Origin of the sequence: Rhizobium sp. BR 314, from assembly GCF_047445805.1 — a bacterium.
GTDB lineage: Bacteria > Pseudomonadota > Alphaproteobacteria > Rhizobiales > Rhizobiaceae > Rhizobium > Rhizobium lusitanum_B.
This window is the reverse complement of record NZ_JARWLA010000031.1, coordinates 19,876-34,408: the sequence shown is the minus strand read 5'-3', so window position 1 is coordinate 34,408 and position 14,533 is coordinate 19,876. Positions and strand designations below refer to the sequence as shown.

The 14,533-nt window shown below is 59.8% G+C and carries 14 protein-coding genes; 6 read left to right on the top strand and 8 right to left on the bottom strand.

Features of this window, described 5'->3' with window-relative positions:
* Positions 1-120 precede the first annotated feature (120 nt).
* Genes glp through QD461_RS27890 form a run of 5 tightly spaced genes read right to left on the bottom strand, consistent with a single transcriptional unit; the run spans position 121 to position 5,606 of the window.
* Positions 121-1,347 (bottom strand): gephyrin-like molybdotransferase Glp, encoded by a 1,227-nt coding sequence (gene glp, locus QD461_RS27910; protein ID WP_414090497.1) that lies wholly within the window; start codon positions 1,345-1,347, stop codon positions 121-123.
* Between the two features lie 3 nt (positions 1,348-1,350).
* Positions 1,351-1,845, bottom strand: coding sequence for a cyclic pyranopterin monophosphate synthase MoaC (gene moaC / locus QD461_RS27905; protein WP_414090496.1), 495 nt, complete (start codon positions 1,843-1,845; stop codon positions 1,351-1,353).
* Position 1,846: 1 nt separating this feature from the next.
* Positions 1,847-2,662 carry an indole-3-glycerol phosphate synthase TrpC gene (gene trpC, locus QD461_RS27900; protein ID WP_414090495.1) on the bottom strand — a complete coding sequence of 272 codons (816 nt, stop codon included), beginning with the start codon at positions 2,660-2,662 and terminating at the stop codon, positions 1,847-1,849.
* Positions 2,663-2,674: 12 nt separating this feature from the next.
* Positions 2,675-3,688 carry an anthranilate phosphoribosyltransferase gene (gene trpD, locus QD461_RS27895; protein WP_414090494.1) on the bottom strand — a complete coding sequence of 338 codons (1,014 nt, stop codon included), beginning with the start codon at positions 3,686-3,688 and terminating at the stop codon, positions 2,675-2,677.
* A gap of 25 nt (positions 3,689-3,713) precedes the next feature.
* A complete protein-coding gene (locus tag QD461_RS27890) occupies positions 3,714-5,606 on the bottom strand; it encodes a SurA N-terminal domain-containing protein (protein ID WP_414090493.1) in 1,893 nt (630 codons plus the stop codon).
* 180 nt (positions 5,607-5,786) lie between these two features.
* Between QD461_RS27890 and QD461_RS27885 the strand changes: the two genes are divergently transcribed.
* The 4 genes from QD461_RS27885 to QD461_RS27870 all read left to right on the top strand — a co-directional run bounded on the left by QD461_RS27885 (position 5,787) and on the right by QD461_RS27870 (position 9,601).
* Positions 5,787-6,068 carry a hypothetical protein gene (locus QD461_RS27885; protein ID WP_184710459.1) on the top strand — a complete coding sequence of 94 codons (282 nt, stop codon included), beginning with the start codon at positions 5,787-5,789 and terminating at the stop codon, positions 6,066-6,068.
* A gap of 312 nt (positions 6,069-6,380) precedes the next feature.
* Positions 6,381-6,845, top strand: a complete 465-nt coding sequence (locus QD461_RS27880) for a MarR family winged helix-turn-helix transcriptional regulator (RefSeq protein ID WP_414090492.1) — start codon at positions 6,381-6,383, stop codon at positions 6,843-6,845.
* On the top strand, positions 6,838-8,064 hold the full coding sequence (locus QD461_RS27875) for an HlyD family secretion protein (protein ID WP_414090491.1): 1,227 nt from the start codon (positions 6,838-6,840) through the stop codon (positions 8,062-8,064). Before QD461_RS27880 ends, QD461_RS27875 begins: the two co-directional genes overlap by 8 nt.
* Complete coding sequence (locus QD461_RS27870; protein WP_414090490.1) at positions 8,057-9,601, top strand: DHA2 family efflux MFS transporter permease subunit; 1,545 nt, start codon at positions 8,057-8,059, stop codon at positions 9,599-9,601. The genes QD461_RS27875 and QD461_RS27870 overlap by 8 nt, the downstream gene beginning before the upstream one ends.
* Positions 9,602-9,771: 170 nt before the next feature.
* Here the strand turns inward: QD461_RS27870 and QD461_RS27865 are convergent, their stop codons facing one another.
* Positions 9,772-10,368 (bottom strand): DNA-3-methyladenine glycosylase, encoded by a 597-nt coding sequence (locus QD461_RS27865; RefSeq protein ID WP_414090489.1) that lies wholly within the window; start codon positions 10,366-10,368, stop codon positions 9,772-9,774.
* 56 nt (positions 10,369-10,424) lie between these two features.
* On the opposite strand from QD461_RS27865, the gene QD461_RS27860 reads away from it, so the two are divergent.
* The gene (locus tag QD461_RS27860; protein WP_414090488.1) at positions 10,425-10,556 is read left to right on the top strand and encodes a hypothetical protein; all 132 of its coding nucleotides are present in this window, start codon (positions 10,425-10,427) and stop codon (positions 10,554-10,556) included.
* Between the two features lie 255 nt (positions 10,557-10,811).
* Here QD461_RS27860 and QD461_RS27855 read toward each other — a convergent pair whose 3' ends face one another.
* Entirely contained in the window at positions 10,812-11,648 is an 837-nt protein-coding gene (locus tag QD461_RS27855) for a hypothetical protein (RefSeq protein WP_414090487.1), read from the bottom strand.
* A 773-nt stretch (positions 11,649-12,421) separates the two neighbouring features.
* Here QD461_RS27855 and zwf point away from each other — a divergent pair.
* Positions 12,422-13,882 (top strand): glucose-6-phosphate dehydrogenase, encoded by a 1,461-nt coding sequence (gene zwf / locus QD461_RS27850; protein WP_414090544.1) that lies wholly within the window; start codon positions 12,422-12,424, stop codon positions 13,880-13,882.
* Positions 13,883-14,057: 175 nt separating this feature from the next.
* Here zwf and QD461_RS27845 read toward each other — a convergent pair whose 3' ends face one another.
* Positions 14,058-14,309: a DUF982 domain-containing protein gene (locus QD461_RS27845; RefSeq protein WP_414090486.1), complete on the bottom strand. Its 252-nt coding sequence runs from the start codon at positions 14,307-14,309 to the stop codon at positions 14,058-14,060.
* Positions 14,310-14,533 lie beyond the last annotated feature (224 nt).

The window sequence follows — 14,533 nt, the reverse complement described above, 5'->3', positions numbered from 1 at the left end:
TCGATCTGAAAATCGGTCAGCCGGGTGGGTCAAACCTCCCGGCTTTTTCTTGCTCGCTGTCCACCGACCAAAGCGCGCCGCGGGTTCCTCAGAATTGCAGCGCGTGCTTCCGGAATGGCTTCAACCCAGCTGCTCTGGCCTCAAGAGCATGATCGGACAAGGCGCCCCGGCTTCGCGTTCAGGGGCGTGCGGCGGACGAACAATGAGGCAATCCGCACGCGAAAAGACCTTCATCATCGACGAATCCTGCTTCGAGAAGGGTTCGGCGAGCCAGCCGCCATCATCGGCTCTCGTCAGGGTCGCGCGCACATAATCCTGACGCTGATCGTTCGCAGCAAAGGGTATGGCTGCGCGTGCGACACCTTCGCGCTTGACCGGCGGCAGGGATGCGAGCTTGCGGATCAAAGGCTCCAGGAAGAGCAGGCCGCAGACGAGGCTGGAAACCGGGTTGCCGGGAAGGCCGAGAACGTGGATGTCACCGAGGCTGCCAACCATCAGCGGCTTGCCCGGGCGCATGGCGATGCGCCAGAAATCCAGCTTCATGCCGGCTGATATCATCGTTGCCTGTACGAGATCGTGATCGCCGACGGAAGCGCCACCGAGCGTAACGACGATATCGGCTTTTGCCGCCTGTGCACGGCCGATGGCAGCGGTGATTTCATCGCTATCATCAGGAACGATGCCAAGATCGAGCACGTGGGCGCCGGCATTGCGTGCAAGGGCGGCGATGCCGAACGTATTGGACGCGACGATCTGTGATGGACCCGGTGCGCTACCCGGCGCGACCAGTTCGTCACCCGTCGCGAGAACGGCGACCAGCGGCCGGCGATAGACGTCGAGCGCCGGATGGTTCATGGCGGCTGCAACCGTGAGGCGCGTAAAATCCATCACCGTACCCGCGGGCAGCACGACTTCATCGAGAAGGAAATCCTGGCCGCGTGGGCGTATGTGCTGTCCCTTACGCAACGGGTAGGTGGTGCGAATACGGTCGCCTTCGAGACGTCCGGCATCTTCCTGCAGAAGCACCGTATCGGCGCCTGTCGGAACTGGCGCGCCGGTGAAAATGCGAACGGCTTCACCCTTGCCGACAGCTCCGTCGAAGGCATGACCGGCAGCAGATGCGCCGATGACCTGCAACTCCGAACCGGGGGTCGCGGCATCCTCGAAACGCAGGGCATAGCCATCCATCGCTGAAGCATCGAAGGGTGGTTGAGTGAGGCGGGCAGCGAGATCTCTCGCCAGCACGCGACCCTCGGCCGCATCGAGCGGTACGCTTTCGACGCGATGGATCGGCGTTGCGCTGTCCAAAAGGCGTGCTTGAGCTTCGGCGACAGGTAACAGGCTCATGCGTCAAGCTCCCGGATGGCGGAAATCTCCCGATTTCCCGCCGGATTTCTCCAATAGAGTAATGCCGCCGATTTCCATGCCGCGATCGGCGGCCTTCGCCATATCGTAAATCGTCAGGCAGGCGATGGAAACCGCCGTCAGCGCTTCCATTTCAACGCCTGTGCGGCCGGTCAGCTTGGCCGTTGCGGTGACGCGCAAACCGGGCAGGGCAGCATCCTCGACGATATCGACGGTAACCTTGGTCAGTATCAGCGGATGGCATAGAGGAATGAGATTACTCGTTTGCTTGGCCGCCATGATGCCGGCAAGCCGCGCCGTGCCGATAACGTCACCCTTCTTGGCATTGCCCTCCCGGATCAGCGCCAATGTCTCCGACTTCATTTTCACGTGGCCGGTGGCGGTGGCGCTACGCGCCGTCTCGGCCTTGTTACCGACGTCGACCATATGCGCTTCGCCGGCTGCGTCGATATGCGTGAGGCCGGCCTTGGGTGTGGTCATCTTATTCGGCCGCCAGAATGCCGGTTTCGCCGTTCAGCAACAGCTTCGTCGCGGCCGTCACATCATCCTTGCGCATCAGGCTCTCGCCGACGAGGAAAGTGGTGATTCCGACCGCCTCGAGTCGCTTGCAATCGGCATGAGTAAAGACGCCGCTCTCGCCGACCAGCAATCGGCCGGCCGGCACCATGGCCGCCAGCGTCTCGCTGACCGTGAGGCTGACCTCGAAGGTGCGGAGATTGCGGTTGTTGATGCCGATCAGAGGCGAGGAGAGCTTTAGCGCACGCTCCATCTCTTCGGCGTCGTGAACCTCGACCAGAACGTCCATGCCAAGGCCGAAGGCCTCGTCCTGCAGCCGCTGCGCATCGTCATCGGAAAGCGACGCCATGATCAGCAGGATGCAGTCGGCGCCCCAGGCGCGGGCTTCCTGCACCTGATAGGTCTCGAACATGAAATCCTTGCGTAGCGCCGGCAGCGAGCAGGCTGCGCGGGCCTCCGTGAGGAATGCCGGTGCGCCCTGGAAGCTCGGCGTGTCCGTCAGCACGGAGAGGCAAGCCGCACCGCCGGCCTCGTAGGCCTTGGCGAGGGCAGGTGGGTCGAAGTCGGGGCGAATCAGCCCTTTGGACGGGCTCGCCTTCTTGATCTCGGCAATCAGGCCGAAGACACCAGCGCTTTGCTTGGCAAGAAGCGCCTTGTGGAAACCGCGTGGCGCAGACTGCTCAGTCTGCATAGCCTTGAGATCGGCAAGCGAAACCCTGGCCTTGGCAGCAGCGATTTCCTCGCGCTTGTAGGCTTCGATCTTCTGAAGGATATCGGTCATGACGTCCTGAACCTATTCTTCGTTGGAGACGGCGACCAGCTTTTCCAGCGCTGCGGCTGTTGCGCCGCTATCGAGCGACTGTGCCGCGAGCCTCATGCCATCATGGAGCGTTTCCGCCTTCCCGGCAATGACCAGCGACGCCGCCGCATTGGCAAGGGCGATGTCGCGATAGGCGTTTTTCGCGCCGCTCAACACGTCTCGAAGTGCCGCCGCATTGGCAACGCCATCGCCGCCCTTGAGGTCGGCCAGATCTGCATGCGGCAGACCAAAATCCGACGGCGTCAGCTCGAAGGTGCGGATCTTGCCGTTCTCGAGCGCGGCGACGGAGGTGGTGCCGGTCGTGGTGATCTCGTCGAGGCCATCGCCATGCACGACCCAGACGCTTTCGGCGTTCAGGTCTCGAAGCACTTCCGCGAGGGGGACGACCCATTGCGGCGCGAACACACCCAGCAGCTGGCGACGTGCGCCGGCCGGGTTCGACAGCGGTCCGAGCAGATTGAAGATCGTGCGCGTACCGAGCTCCACCCGCGACGGGCCGACATGGCGCATCGAGGAATGGTGCAGCTGCGCGAACATGAAGCCAATGCCGGCTTCACGAATGCAACGAGAAATCACCTCTGGCCCGATATCGAGCTTGATACCAAGAACCGATTGCGTGTCTGCCGTGCCGGCCTTCGAGCTCTGGGCACGATTGCCGTGCTTTGCGACCGGCACACCAGCGCCAGCGACGATGAATGCTGCAAGCGTCGAGATGTTGTAGGTGCCGACGCCATCGCCGCCGGTTCCCACGATGTCGATTGCATCTGCCGGGGCTTCCACCGGCAGCATCTTGGCGCGCATCGTGGTGACGGCGCCGACGATCTCGTCGACCGTTTCGCCGCGCACGCGCAGTGCCATCAGGAACGCACCGATCTGCGACGGTGTTGCTTCACCTGACATCAGGATTTCGAATGCGCGCCGGGCTTCATCCCGCGTCAGGGCCTCGCGACCGGCCACCTTGGCGAGGAAAGGTTTCAACTCTGACATTGACTATCCATCCTCCCGATCGGGCTTAACGGGACATCGCCTGTTCAGCGAGGCTCTGGTTGACGGTAACCGTGTACCTGGATTGCAGCTGGGCAACGATCTGGTCGAGAATGTCGTCACCGGCGGCATTGGCAATCTGGGCGACCTGCTGATCGTCGTTGCTGAGGGCATCCGTTGTCGGGTTGTCGTTGACATCGGTGACCTTCAGCAGGATCTGCGTGGTATCGTCGGCGCCGCCGGAGCTGGCAGCGGTATCGACAGGACCTGAAAATGCTGCGGCAATGCCGCCACGACCGAGAACCGGGTCGTCCGTCGAGCGTGTGATGCCGGTCTTGTTTTCGACGGCAATGCCAAGTGGGGCAGCGATATCGGCGAGCGACTTGCCCTTCTGCGCTGCTTGTTTCAGCTCGGTTGCCTTGGCGGCAAGGGCAACCTTCTGCTGCTCAGCAGTCCAGTCTGCGATGGCCTTTTCGCGGACATCGGCGAGGGTACGATCGTGATCCGGCGTCACGTTCAGTATATCATACCAGACATAGCCGTTGTTGCCGACGGTCAGCGGGGCGGGGTTGCCGCCCTGTTCGGCCTTGAAGGCCTCGGAAAGCAACTGCTGACGAACCGGCAGATCCTTGATCTCGTTACCCTTCTGATCCAGGCCCGTTGCGTCGATCGCGTCAATTGTGACCAGCTTCAGCTTGAGCTGCGATGCCGCTTCCTGGAGCGAGGCGCCGGAGCCGCGCAGATCCTCGAACTTGTCGTGAACGCTGGTGATTTCATTGGCGGCATTGCCGAGCGCGATCTGCTTGCGGATGTCTTCCTTGACGTCATCGAAATTCTTCGCCGTTTCGTCCTTGACGTTCGTCACGCGCAGAATGACGGGGCCGAAGGAGCCTTCCACCACGGGAGTAGTGCCGCCATCCTTGGTGACAGCGAAGGCGGCGTCGGCGATCGTCTTGTCAGGCATCTGGTCCTTGTTGAAGGTACCGAGCAGTACGTCGGAGGGCTTTTTGCCTTGATCGGTAACAAGCTGGTCGAAGGTCGTGCCGGTCTTCAGTGCTTCGGAGGCAGCATTGGCAAGATCCTTGTTCGCGAAGGTCAGCTGTTCGATCGTGCGGGTGGCCGGCGTCTTGAAACTGTCCTTGCGCTTGTCATACTGGGCGCGCAGCTCATCATCCGACACGCTCGCCGGATCGGCCAAATCCTCGGCTTGCAGCTTCACGTAGGCGAGTTTCCGATATTCCGGAGCGCGATATTTGGATTTAACCCCCTCGAACCACTTCGACAGAACGTCTTCAGCCGGAGCCTTGACGGGATCGATGTTGGCGTTGGTGAGAAGCAGATAATCGATGCTGCGGCTCTCGTCGTGGTACTGCTTGACGGCGTCAACCAGAACCTTCGGCGCGACGAAGCCGTTCGAAACGGCTTCAACGATCTGGCTGCGGATCGCGACCTTGCTGCGCTCCTTGATGTAATCATCGGGCGAAATATTGCTGTTACGGAGAAGCAACTCGAACTTCTGCCGGTCGAAAGCACCGTTCGGTGCCTTGAACGCCGGATCGTCGCCGATGAGCTTGGCCAGACGGTCCTGGGAAAGCCCCAGGTTCATGTCGGCAGCAAGCTGGTCGAGCGAGGCTCCTGCAACGAGCTGAGCGACGGTCTGCTGTCCTATGCCGAAGGCGCGCGCCTGGTCCGGCGTGATCTGCATACGCAACTGCTGGCTGATCGCCTGAATCTGGCGGCGATAGGCGAGGCGGAACTCGTTGGTATCGATCTGCTGATCACCGACCGTTACCACCGTGTTGCTGTTGCCGCCCGTGATGAGCGAACGCTCGACGCCCCATATGCCGAAAGCCGCCGCCAAAAGAAGCAACAAACCCTTTGCAACCCAGGTCTGGGCGATTTTTCTCAGCACATCGAACATCGGAAAGCAAACCTCGTCATCAACACGTCTTCGCCTGCGAGCGAAACAATCGGAGTTCCTTAGAACAATCCGAACCGGAATTGAAGAGCCACTGGGGAAATCACCCCACGAGGCGTAAACGAACCGGAACCTTTGACGCGCAATGACGTTCTACCCCGCAAGAACACACAGGAGCACACGATGGCAGAGACGAAATCAGCTTCCTCACAATCCACTTCGGCGCGAGCCCAAACGGAGACGGCGATGGAAGATCTGGCCGCTCAGGTTGCGGCATTGCGCGAGGATCTGTCGAAACTGTCACAGAGCGTGGCCGCCGTAGGGCAGGGAGCGAAGTCTGTCGTCGCAGAGGAAGCCGAGGAAATTACTGAGCAGTTCCGAGAGAGAGTTCGTCAGGAACCGATTTTCATGGTCGCTGCCGCGGCAGGCATTGGCTATCTCATCGGCTTGCTGAGTCGGCGCTAACTCCACGCCAAACTCTCGATAGGATGGATGAGCCCCACACGTCCATTCGACAGTGGAATTGCCGAAAAGGCGCGGACGCTTCGATCGTTCGCGCCTTTTCAATTCCGGAGATAATGGCGGCCACCTAAAGCCGACCGCTTGATGCAGCTCTATGCCCAGGGCTGCGGATCGCACTGCGACATCTTTGCGACACCGCTGCGACATCTTCGACCATCGCAAAATCTTGATCCGCTAGCCTCTTGTATCGGGCGGATGCTTACTATACGTAGGCATAATTATAAGGTTGCTTATGAATAGCAGGCTTTCCACATCATGGAATCGACACCAACTCTCGGCTTTATTCTCCACGACGTCGCCCGACTTCTTCGCAAACGGTTCGAGCAGCGCGCGAAGGATTTGGGGCTGACACGCTCGCAGTGGCAGACGCTCGCCTATCTAGCCAACAATGAAGGCATCCATCAGGCCGGACTGGCCGAGATGCTGGAAATCGAACCGATCACGCTCGTCCGCATTCTCGACAAGCTCAGCGAACGCGGACTGGTGGAGCGACGACAACATCCGAGCGATCGCCGCAGCTGGTTGCTCTACATGCGGGAGGAGGCCCGTCCTCTGATCGATGCCATGCGCAACATTGGCGAACAGACCCGCAAGGAGGCGCTTGAAGGCGTTCCCCCTGAGGATCGCGAGCGCCTCCACGAATTGCTTATCCTCATGAAATCGAACCTGCTTCACGCCTGCCGCTCGAAGGCAGTCGATAAAGAGATACAACATGGCTGATGCATCTTCCTCCCTGCGCGTTCCCGCAAACGCAAACTCCGCGGAACAAATCCAAGCTCCCGTAGCCGAAGCGCCATCCTCAAACCCGGCAGCGCAACCCGCAACAGCGGCCCCCGCAGCTTCGGTTACGCCGAAAGAAGCGCCGCGCAAGCGCCGCAAGCTGACGCGGCCCATCCTCTTTGCGCTGCTTCCCGTGGTCCTCGTCATCGGCGGCTATTACTACGTTACCGGGGGGCAGATCATGTCCACCGACAACGCCTATATCCAGGCGGATATGGTCGGCGTTTCGACCGATGTTTCCGGTACGGTCATTTCGGTCGATGTGCGCGAAAACGAAGTCGTGAAAAAAGGGCAGGTGCTGTTCCGCTTGAAGCCCGACTCCTTCCGCATCACGTTGGAAGGCGCGCAGGCGCAGCTCGGCAACGCCCGGAACCAGATCTTGAATCTGCATGCGAGCTACAAGCAATCGTTGGCCGAGATTTCACAGGCACAGGCCGATATTCCCTACTACCAGACGGAATTTGATCGCCAGCAGAACCTGATCAACAGCTCGGTCGCGTCCAAGGCCGCCTTCGATCAAGCCAAGCACAATCTCGAGGCTGCGCAGCAGAAGGTCTCCGTCGCTCAGGCGCAGGCTGCCACTACGCTGGCCCAGTTGGGCGGCGAGGGGGCCGCCAATCTTCCGGTCGAGCAGAACCCGCTCTATCTTCAGGCCAAGGCTGCCGTCGATAATGCACAGCGCGAACTTGACGACACGGTGGTGCGAGCTCCGTTCGACGGCGTCACCGCCAATGTCCCCTCACTGCAGGTCGGCGCCTATCTGACGGCCGCCCAGCAGGGCTTCTCGCTGGTATCGACCACGCATATGTGGATCAACGCCAGCCCGAAGGAAACGGAACTCACCTATGTGCGAACCGGCCAGAAAGTGACGATCTCAGTCGATGCCTATCCGGGTGTTACCTGGAAGGGAACTGTGGCGAGCATAGCGCCAGCCTCGGGATCGAGTTTCTCGCTGCTGCCCGCGCAGAACACCACCGGCAACTGGGTCAAGGTCGTGCAGCGTATACCGATGATCATCAGCATCGACGACATGCAGGGCAAGCCGCCGCTGCGTGTCGGGATGAGCGTCGTCGCCGATGTCGACACCGGCCATGCCCGCGGCCTGCCGGACTTCGTCACCAACCTGCTGGGCCATTCCCGCGGTCAGGACCATGAGTAACGCCACCACCACTTCGCCATCGGCGCCGATCGCCCATCGTGGCGCGATCACCGCCTGCGTCATCCTGTCCGTCATCATGCAGGCGCTGGACACGACCATCGCCAACGTCGCCCTGCCTCATATTCAAGGCGACGTCTCCGCCAGTGCGGACCAGATCAACTGGGTCCTGACGTCCTATATCGTGGCGGCGGCGATCATGACGCCGCCTTCCGGCTTCCTTTCGGCCAAGTTCGGCCGAAAGCGCGTCCTGCTCACGGCAATCGCTGGGTTCGTCGCTGCCTCGGTTCTCTGCGGCCTTTCGGAATCGCTGGTGCAGATCGTCGGCTTCCGCCTGCTGCAGGGCCTCTTCGGCGCTTCGCTCGTGCCGCTGTCGCAGGGCATCCTGCTCGATATCTACAACGTCGAGGAGCGTGGCCGCGCCATGGCTCTGTTCGGCGTCTCGGTCATGGTCGGCCCTGTTCTAGGCCCCGTCATCGGCGGCTGGCTGACCGACAATATCAGCTGGCGGTGGGTGTTTTACATCAACGTGCCGATCGGCGCGCTCGCCTTCTTCGGCATCGTCGTCTATGTGACGGAAACCAAGCTTGACGCCCTTGCCAAGCTCGATTGGTTCGGCTTCGGCATGCTGTCTATCGGCATTGCCGCCCTGCAGCTATTCCTCGACCGCGGCGAGCAGCTCGACTGGTTTTATTCAGGCGAGATCATCGTGGAGGCTCTGGTCTGCGTCTGTGCCTTCTATCTGCTGATCGTACACACGTTCACGGCCGAGCGAAGTTTCGTCAATCCTAGGCTTTTTCTCGACCAGAACTTTGCCGTCAGCATGCTCTTCATCTTCATCGTCGGCGTGACCTATCTGGCCTCACTTGCGCTGATGACCCCGTATTTGCAGACGCTGATGGGGTATCCCGTCGTCACGGCCGGCATCGTCATGGGACCGCGCGGTCTCGGCACGATGTTCTGCATGTTCCTCGTCGGTCGGCTGATCGGCAAGGTGGATACGCGACTCTTGCTGTTCCTCGGCCTCGCGCTTACGGCATGGGCCATGTACGAGATGACGGGCTGGACGCCTGAGGTTTCGCAATGGACGCTGGTCTCCGTCGGCTTCATCCAGGGCGCCGGCCTCGGCTTCCTCTTCGTACCGCTGACGACCATTGCCTTCGCGACGCTGCCGGCCCAGATGCGCGGCGATGGCACCGGCCTCTATAATCTCTCCCGTAACATCGGCTCGAGCGTCGGCATTTCGGTCGTCTCGATGCTGATCACGGAGAATACGCAGGTCAACCACGCCAACATCGCCGCCTATGTGACGCCTTTCAACCGCTATTTCGATGCGACTGCCGCCCACGGCCTTAGTCCATTGACGGCGGTCGGCCGCGCCACGCTCGACGGCATGATCACGACGCAAGCGACGATCATCGCCTATATCGACGATTTCAAATTGCTGATGTTGATGTCCATCTGCGCCATACCGCTGCTTTTGCTTCTGCGCAAACCATCGGCGCCGCCGGCCGTGGACCACAGCGTCGCCATGGAATAGCCACGCAGCCTTTCCAGTTTCACTGCGTGGCTGAATGGCCGCCGGGCACCACCCCGGCGGTCACTTTCGTAGAGCGCTTCCGCGTCGCCCCGAATCGCAAATGCTCTATCCAGATGTCTCAGCGCATTCCGGACGGAAAACCGCTGCACTCATTTCCTCGAAATGCCCTGTCAGCGAAAGCGGCGGCTGACAAAACGCGAACCTGCAGCACCGAAGCGCCAAAGAGGTTCGACGTTCTTGGTGATTCCGATGCGCTTGTCGACGACGGTCGCCACCGGCTCAGCGAGCAAGAGCGCGAAAGGTGGCTGATCCAGCGATATGCCATTCAAGCTAATGTCGATCGCCAGTGCCTGCGACAGCTTTCCCGGCCCGTTGCACAGAGACATGACATCGGTCATGCCGCGACGCCCCACCATCTCCTCGATACCGATCTCTGGTTCCAGGGCCCGGACGAGCACGGCGCTCCCAGTAAGGCAGACGAAGTTCAGACACAAGTGAATGCCGTAGGAACGGTAGATATAGACATGGCCCGGCGGCCCGAACATGGCGGCATTGCGCGGAGTAGGCCCACGAAAGGCGTGCGACGCCTCATCGTCTGGTCGATAGGCCTCCGTCTCGACGATGCGGCCGCCGATGCCTTCGACCGCAAAGCGCGCGCCGATCAAATCAGATGCAACGATAACGGCATCACGGTTGAAGAAAGCCGATAGGGCGGTGCCGACCAGCGGTTTCGACTCCGGCGAGAGTGTTTGATCGTCAAAAGTCATGGGCAGAAATGGCGTCCCTGTAGCGATGCCAAATCTTTCGCATAAGAGACAGCATCATGGAATATGGGGTCATGGCGGAAGAGGTGACCTTCACCGAGAGTGCCGAGATCGCGCGCCAGTTCATTGCGAATTGGGACAGCCGGCTGAAGGCGTCGAGGACATTCGAAACATCCGTGGAAAATCAGTGATCTAACCGATGAAGATCAAGAAGCTCTGCCCCTCGTGAGAGGCAGAGCTGAAGCGCTTTTGGGCACCTCATGCGAAAATTCGGTTGGGGGCGCCTTTCGCACGACGGCGCCTTACAGCAGGCGGCTGACGGAACCCTGAACGATCTCGACGGCGCGTGAGAATGTCGGCGGCGCGATACTCGAGCCTATCCGAAGACCGTGCTCGGCACACAGTTCTTACCATCCAGGATGGGGCAGGAAAATCTTCATGCAAGATCATTTTCGGGCTTTGCCGTCTTCGGCAAGCACCTGAATCTGCCCCTTCATGCTCAAGGAATAGGAGAATTCTGCGGTGCCGTTGAGGCTCTTTGCGCGCTGCGGACTGCCGACATACCAATCGAAGTCACCGCTCACGCGGCACAGATCCCCATCACAGGCGATGACGACCGATTCCGGCCTCAAGCGATACATTCTATTCGGCCAACGTTCGAAGAATTTGCGCTTGTCATCGAGTATCTCGTCCAGGCTCTTCTGCTTGCCATAAAAACGGACGTTGCCAGCGTAAACATCCGAGGCAAACGCAATCGCCTGATTGGCCGGCAGACTACCCGAGCTTACCAATCCGGCGACAAAGTTCCGGGCTGCCGTCTCTTCGTCTCTCATGCCGTTGATCGATGCTGGCGCCGATTGGATCGTTGGAGTAGCGGTCTGAGCTGCAGAAATCGGGCTGTTTTGCGCATCTGGCGAGAGATGCTCGATCCCGAACTGCTTGATCTCATCGGCATTAAAGAAATGAATATCGTCCGATGACGTACGAAACATGATCGGAAAAATGCGAGGATCGACGCCATATTTGTTCAGCGTATCGAGGATATCCGAAATATTGAGTTGCGCGCCGCCCAGACCGACGTTGCCGCTGATCTGGTGGACACCGAGACGGCCCTGGACGATGCGATTTCTGCCTGCGAAAAAGACATAGGCGCAGCCGGAGTCCGAGGAGATAACGGTGCTCATGCCCCTCATATAGACGTCATCGGCAATCAGCAGGCCATTCTGCACGTCACCGCCCGGACTGTTCAGCACTAGGATTTTGACGTTCGGGTTGGCCGCCAATATTCGCCTGAATGACAAAGCCGACCGCGCATCGATCGGTCCGTCCAGACGAATAGCCAGTGGCCAAAGAGGCGATACGGAGAATGGCGCAAGACTGTCTTCGGCTCGCGCATTCATCGCCCCAAGGAGTAAGCTAATCCCAATCAACAATACGCAACGACACAACACGGCAGGGCCCGTCGACTTCACCGATTATTGCCGAATAAGTAGCAAATGTCGATGACCAGATTTCGCCAAATGGTCGCGAACAATCGCCGTCAGTTGAGGCGTGCGACCGCGTCGTCGATAAGTCACCGGACGGTGACATATGATGCCTCAGGCTTCAATTTCGATGGCCGCAAGATCAATGTGCCACGACCAGAGTGCTTGAGGTCATGCACTAGGTTGTCTAACGGCGTCGCCAACAACAACAACAACGCTCACACTTAGCCGGCGGCAGACGTGTTTGTCGAGCCATCGGGGCACAGGGTTGTCGTTCCGTACCGCAGGAGTGAGCCACCAAATTCACGATTACGATTGCACCGTAAAAGTGCAGCCGGAGAGCGTTGCATCCCAGGAGATTGAACCCGTGCGGAACCGACGTTTACTCTTCGACGCGACTGCTTCCATCCCTTGACCGCCCTTGCAAACCATGCCTGTATTCTAGCCAACGCGCGACGAAGGTTTATGCGACTGGGTCACCCCGCAAGGCAGTTGCTCCGAGCCAACGCGAGGATCGCACCGCAATAGTTACCTTCCACGTGCAGGGTATAGATGATGAATCCGGGACAGATATCTTGCTTAAGAATTCCACACGGGTCGGCCCCGGCTATCCACAAGTCGTCGTTCTTGTTGGCGCAACGGGGGATCTCTCTCGGCGTAAACTGCTGCCTGGGCTGTTCCACCTGGTCAAGGCCGGTTTTATTCCAGGCTGCCGCATCGTGGGTGTCTCGCTTGATGATATCGATGTCGACGGTTTCCGCACCATCGCCCGCGAGTCATTAGACAATTTCCTGACACGCAAGTTCACGCAGGCCGAATGGGAGGCTTTCTCTGCATCGTTGGACTACGTCTCCCTTTCCGCCGGAGCGAGCGTGCTGAAGGAAGCTGTTAACAGGGCCGAGGAGGCGTTGGGACCCGAGACCCGGCGTGTGCATTATCTATCCGTTCCGCCAAAGGCTGCGCTTCCAGCCGTACAGCTCCTTGCTGAGGCCGGGCTGGTCGAACGCTGTCGCATCATCATGGAAAAGCCGTTCGGCACGGACCTTGCCAGCGCTGTGGAGCTGAACAGGAAACTTCACGAGGTGTTTGACGAGAAACAGATTTTTCGTATCGACCACTTCCTTGGCAAGGAACCAGCACAGAACATTCTAGCTTTTCGCTTCGCCAACGGCCTGTTCGAACCCATCTGGAACCGCAATTTCATCGACCACGTGCAGATAGATGTGCCGGAGACGTTAGGTCTTTCAACCCGCGCCGCCTTTTACGAGACGACAGGCGCCTATCGCGACATGGTGGTAACCCACCTTTTCCAAATCCTCGCCTTCATGGCGATGGAGCCGCCCACCGCTCTCGAACCGGCGCCAATCTCGGAGGAGAAGAACAAAGTGTTCCGCTCCATGTTGCCGATCGAGCCGCGTGATGTAGTACGCGGCCAATATATCGGCTACCGAAAAGAGCCTGGAGTTGATCCGGAGAGCGACACGGACACGTTCATCTCCCTCAAATGCGCCATCGATAACTGGCGCTGGGCAGGCGTGCCCTTTTTTCTGCGCACAGGCAAGCGCCTTGCCGAAGGGCAACGCATCATTTCGATCGCCTTCCGCGAGCCGCCGAAATCGATGTTCCCGGCAGGCTCTGGCGTGGGCGCGCAAGGGCCGGACCATCTGACATTTGACCTTGCCGACGCCTCGAAGGTATCGCTTTCCTTCTATGGCAAGCGGCCAGGCCCTGGCTTCCGTCTCGACAAGCTCTCGTTGCAATTTGCGATGAGCGAAACCGGCCTGATCGGTGAGGTTCTGGAAGCTTACGAGCGCCTGATCCTCGACGCCATGCGTGGTGACCACACGCTGTTCACCACAGCCGAAGGCATCGAGCGACTGTGGGAAGTCTCCCAGCCACTACTGGAAAACCCGCCGCCGGTGCGACTTTACGATCAGGGTGGCTGGGGCCCGAAGTCGATCCATCAACTCATAGCCCCACATGCCTGGCGCCTGCCATTCGAGCGGGCGTGGCGGGACTCGTCTAGGGAGTGATTGACATCCCGTAGCGTACGGAATTTGCCCTCTACGCCCTTGCCGCTCCTTCCACCCCTGAGCCCGTCCGCACCGAAGTCCTCGAACGCGCAGCGAGCGGCGAGATGGTGTCGGCTAGGCCGGTGCTCGTCAAAGCTGGGTCAAGTGAGGCATCCATGGCAAGGGAAATGCTGCCTCAGTCTTCCTTCATGGGTATCCTAGCTTCTTTGACCGCGTCGATGAACGCCAGACGAGCATCCTCTGGAGTTCGCTTGGCGCTGATCACGTCGGCGCAGACGGCCAAGGGACGATCAAGTGCAGTGGCCTCCTCAAGCGGCCAATCTTCAATGAGCGCCCAGCTGGCTGCTTGGGTTGTGTCGATGATCACCCAGTCATCCGGGCTCTCAAGCGCGATCGTGACCGCCTTGCTCCATTTTCCGTGCGTCACGGGACGTCCTCGAATTTGCAGTTGCTTATCGCTCGATTCATAGGCCGATCTACTTCGCGTGGCGAGGCGGTTCTTTAGCGGCCGGGCAGGGACATGAGCCGCGTGACCGGTGGCGCCTCAGCGCCGGCGATGAAGGCGACTTGAACGTCCTCTCGCTGCCATCCTTTGTCGGTGTCGAGAGATTGGACCGTGCGGACGTAATCGAACTCCGCTTTTTGAATGTA

Excerpts from the sequence above, each read along its gene's own strand:
- glp (WP_414090497.1), bottom strand. The coding sequence starts at position 1,347 with ATGAGCCTGTTACCTGTCGCCGAAGCTCAAGCACGCCTTTTGGACAGC.
- QD461_RS27875 (WP_414090491.1), top strand. The coding sequence starts at position 6,838 with ATGGCTGATGCATCTTCCTCCCTGCGCGTTCCCGCAAACGCAAACTCC.
- QD461_RS27865 (WP_414090489.1), bottom strand. The coding sequence starts at position 10,368 with ATGACTTTTGACGATCAAACACTCTCGCCGGAGTCGAAACCGCTGGTC.
- trpD (WP_414090494.1), bottom strand. The coding sequence starts at position 3,688 with ATGTCAGAGTTGAAACCTTTCCTCGCCAAGGTGGCCGGTCGCGAGGCC.
- QD461_RS27870 (WP_414090490.1), top strand. The coding sequence starts at position 8,057 with ATGAGTAACGCCACCACCACTTCGCCATCGGCGCCGATCGCCCATCGT.
- moaC (WP_414090496.1), bottom strand. The coding sequence starts at position 1,845 with ATGACCACACCCAAGGCCGGCCTCACGCATATCGACGCAGCCGGCGAA.
- QD461_RS27880 (WP_414090492.1), top strand. The coding sequence starts at position 6,381 with ATGGAATCGACACCAACTCTCGGCTTTATTCTCCACGACGTCGCCCGA.
- QD461_RS27860 (WP_414090488.1), top strand. The coding sequence starts at position 10,425 with ATGGAATATGGGGTCATGGCGGAAGAGGTGACCTTCACCGAGAGTGCC.
- trpC (WP_414090495.1), bottom strand. The coding sequence starts at position 2,662 with ATGACCGATATCCTTCAGAAGATCGAAGCCTACAAGCGCGAGGAAATC.
- QD461_RS27890 (WP_414090493.1), bottom strand. The coding sequence starts at position 5,606 with ATGTTCGATGTGCTGAGAAAAATCGCCCAGACCTGGGTTGCAAAGGGT.
- QD461_RS27885 (WP_184710459.1), top strand. The coding sequence starts at position 5,787 with ATGGCAGAGACGAAATCAGCTTCCTCACAATCCACTTCGGCGCGAGCC.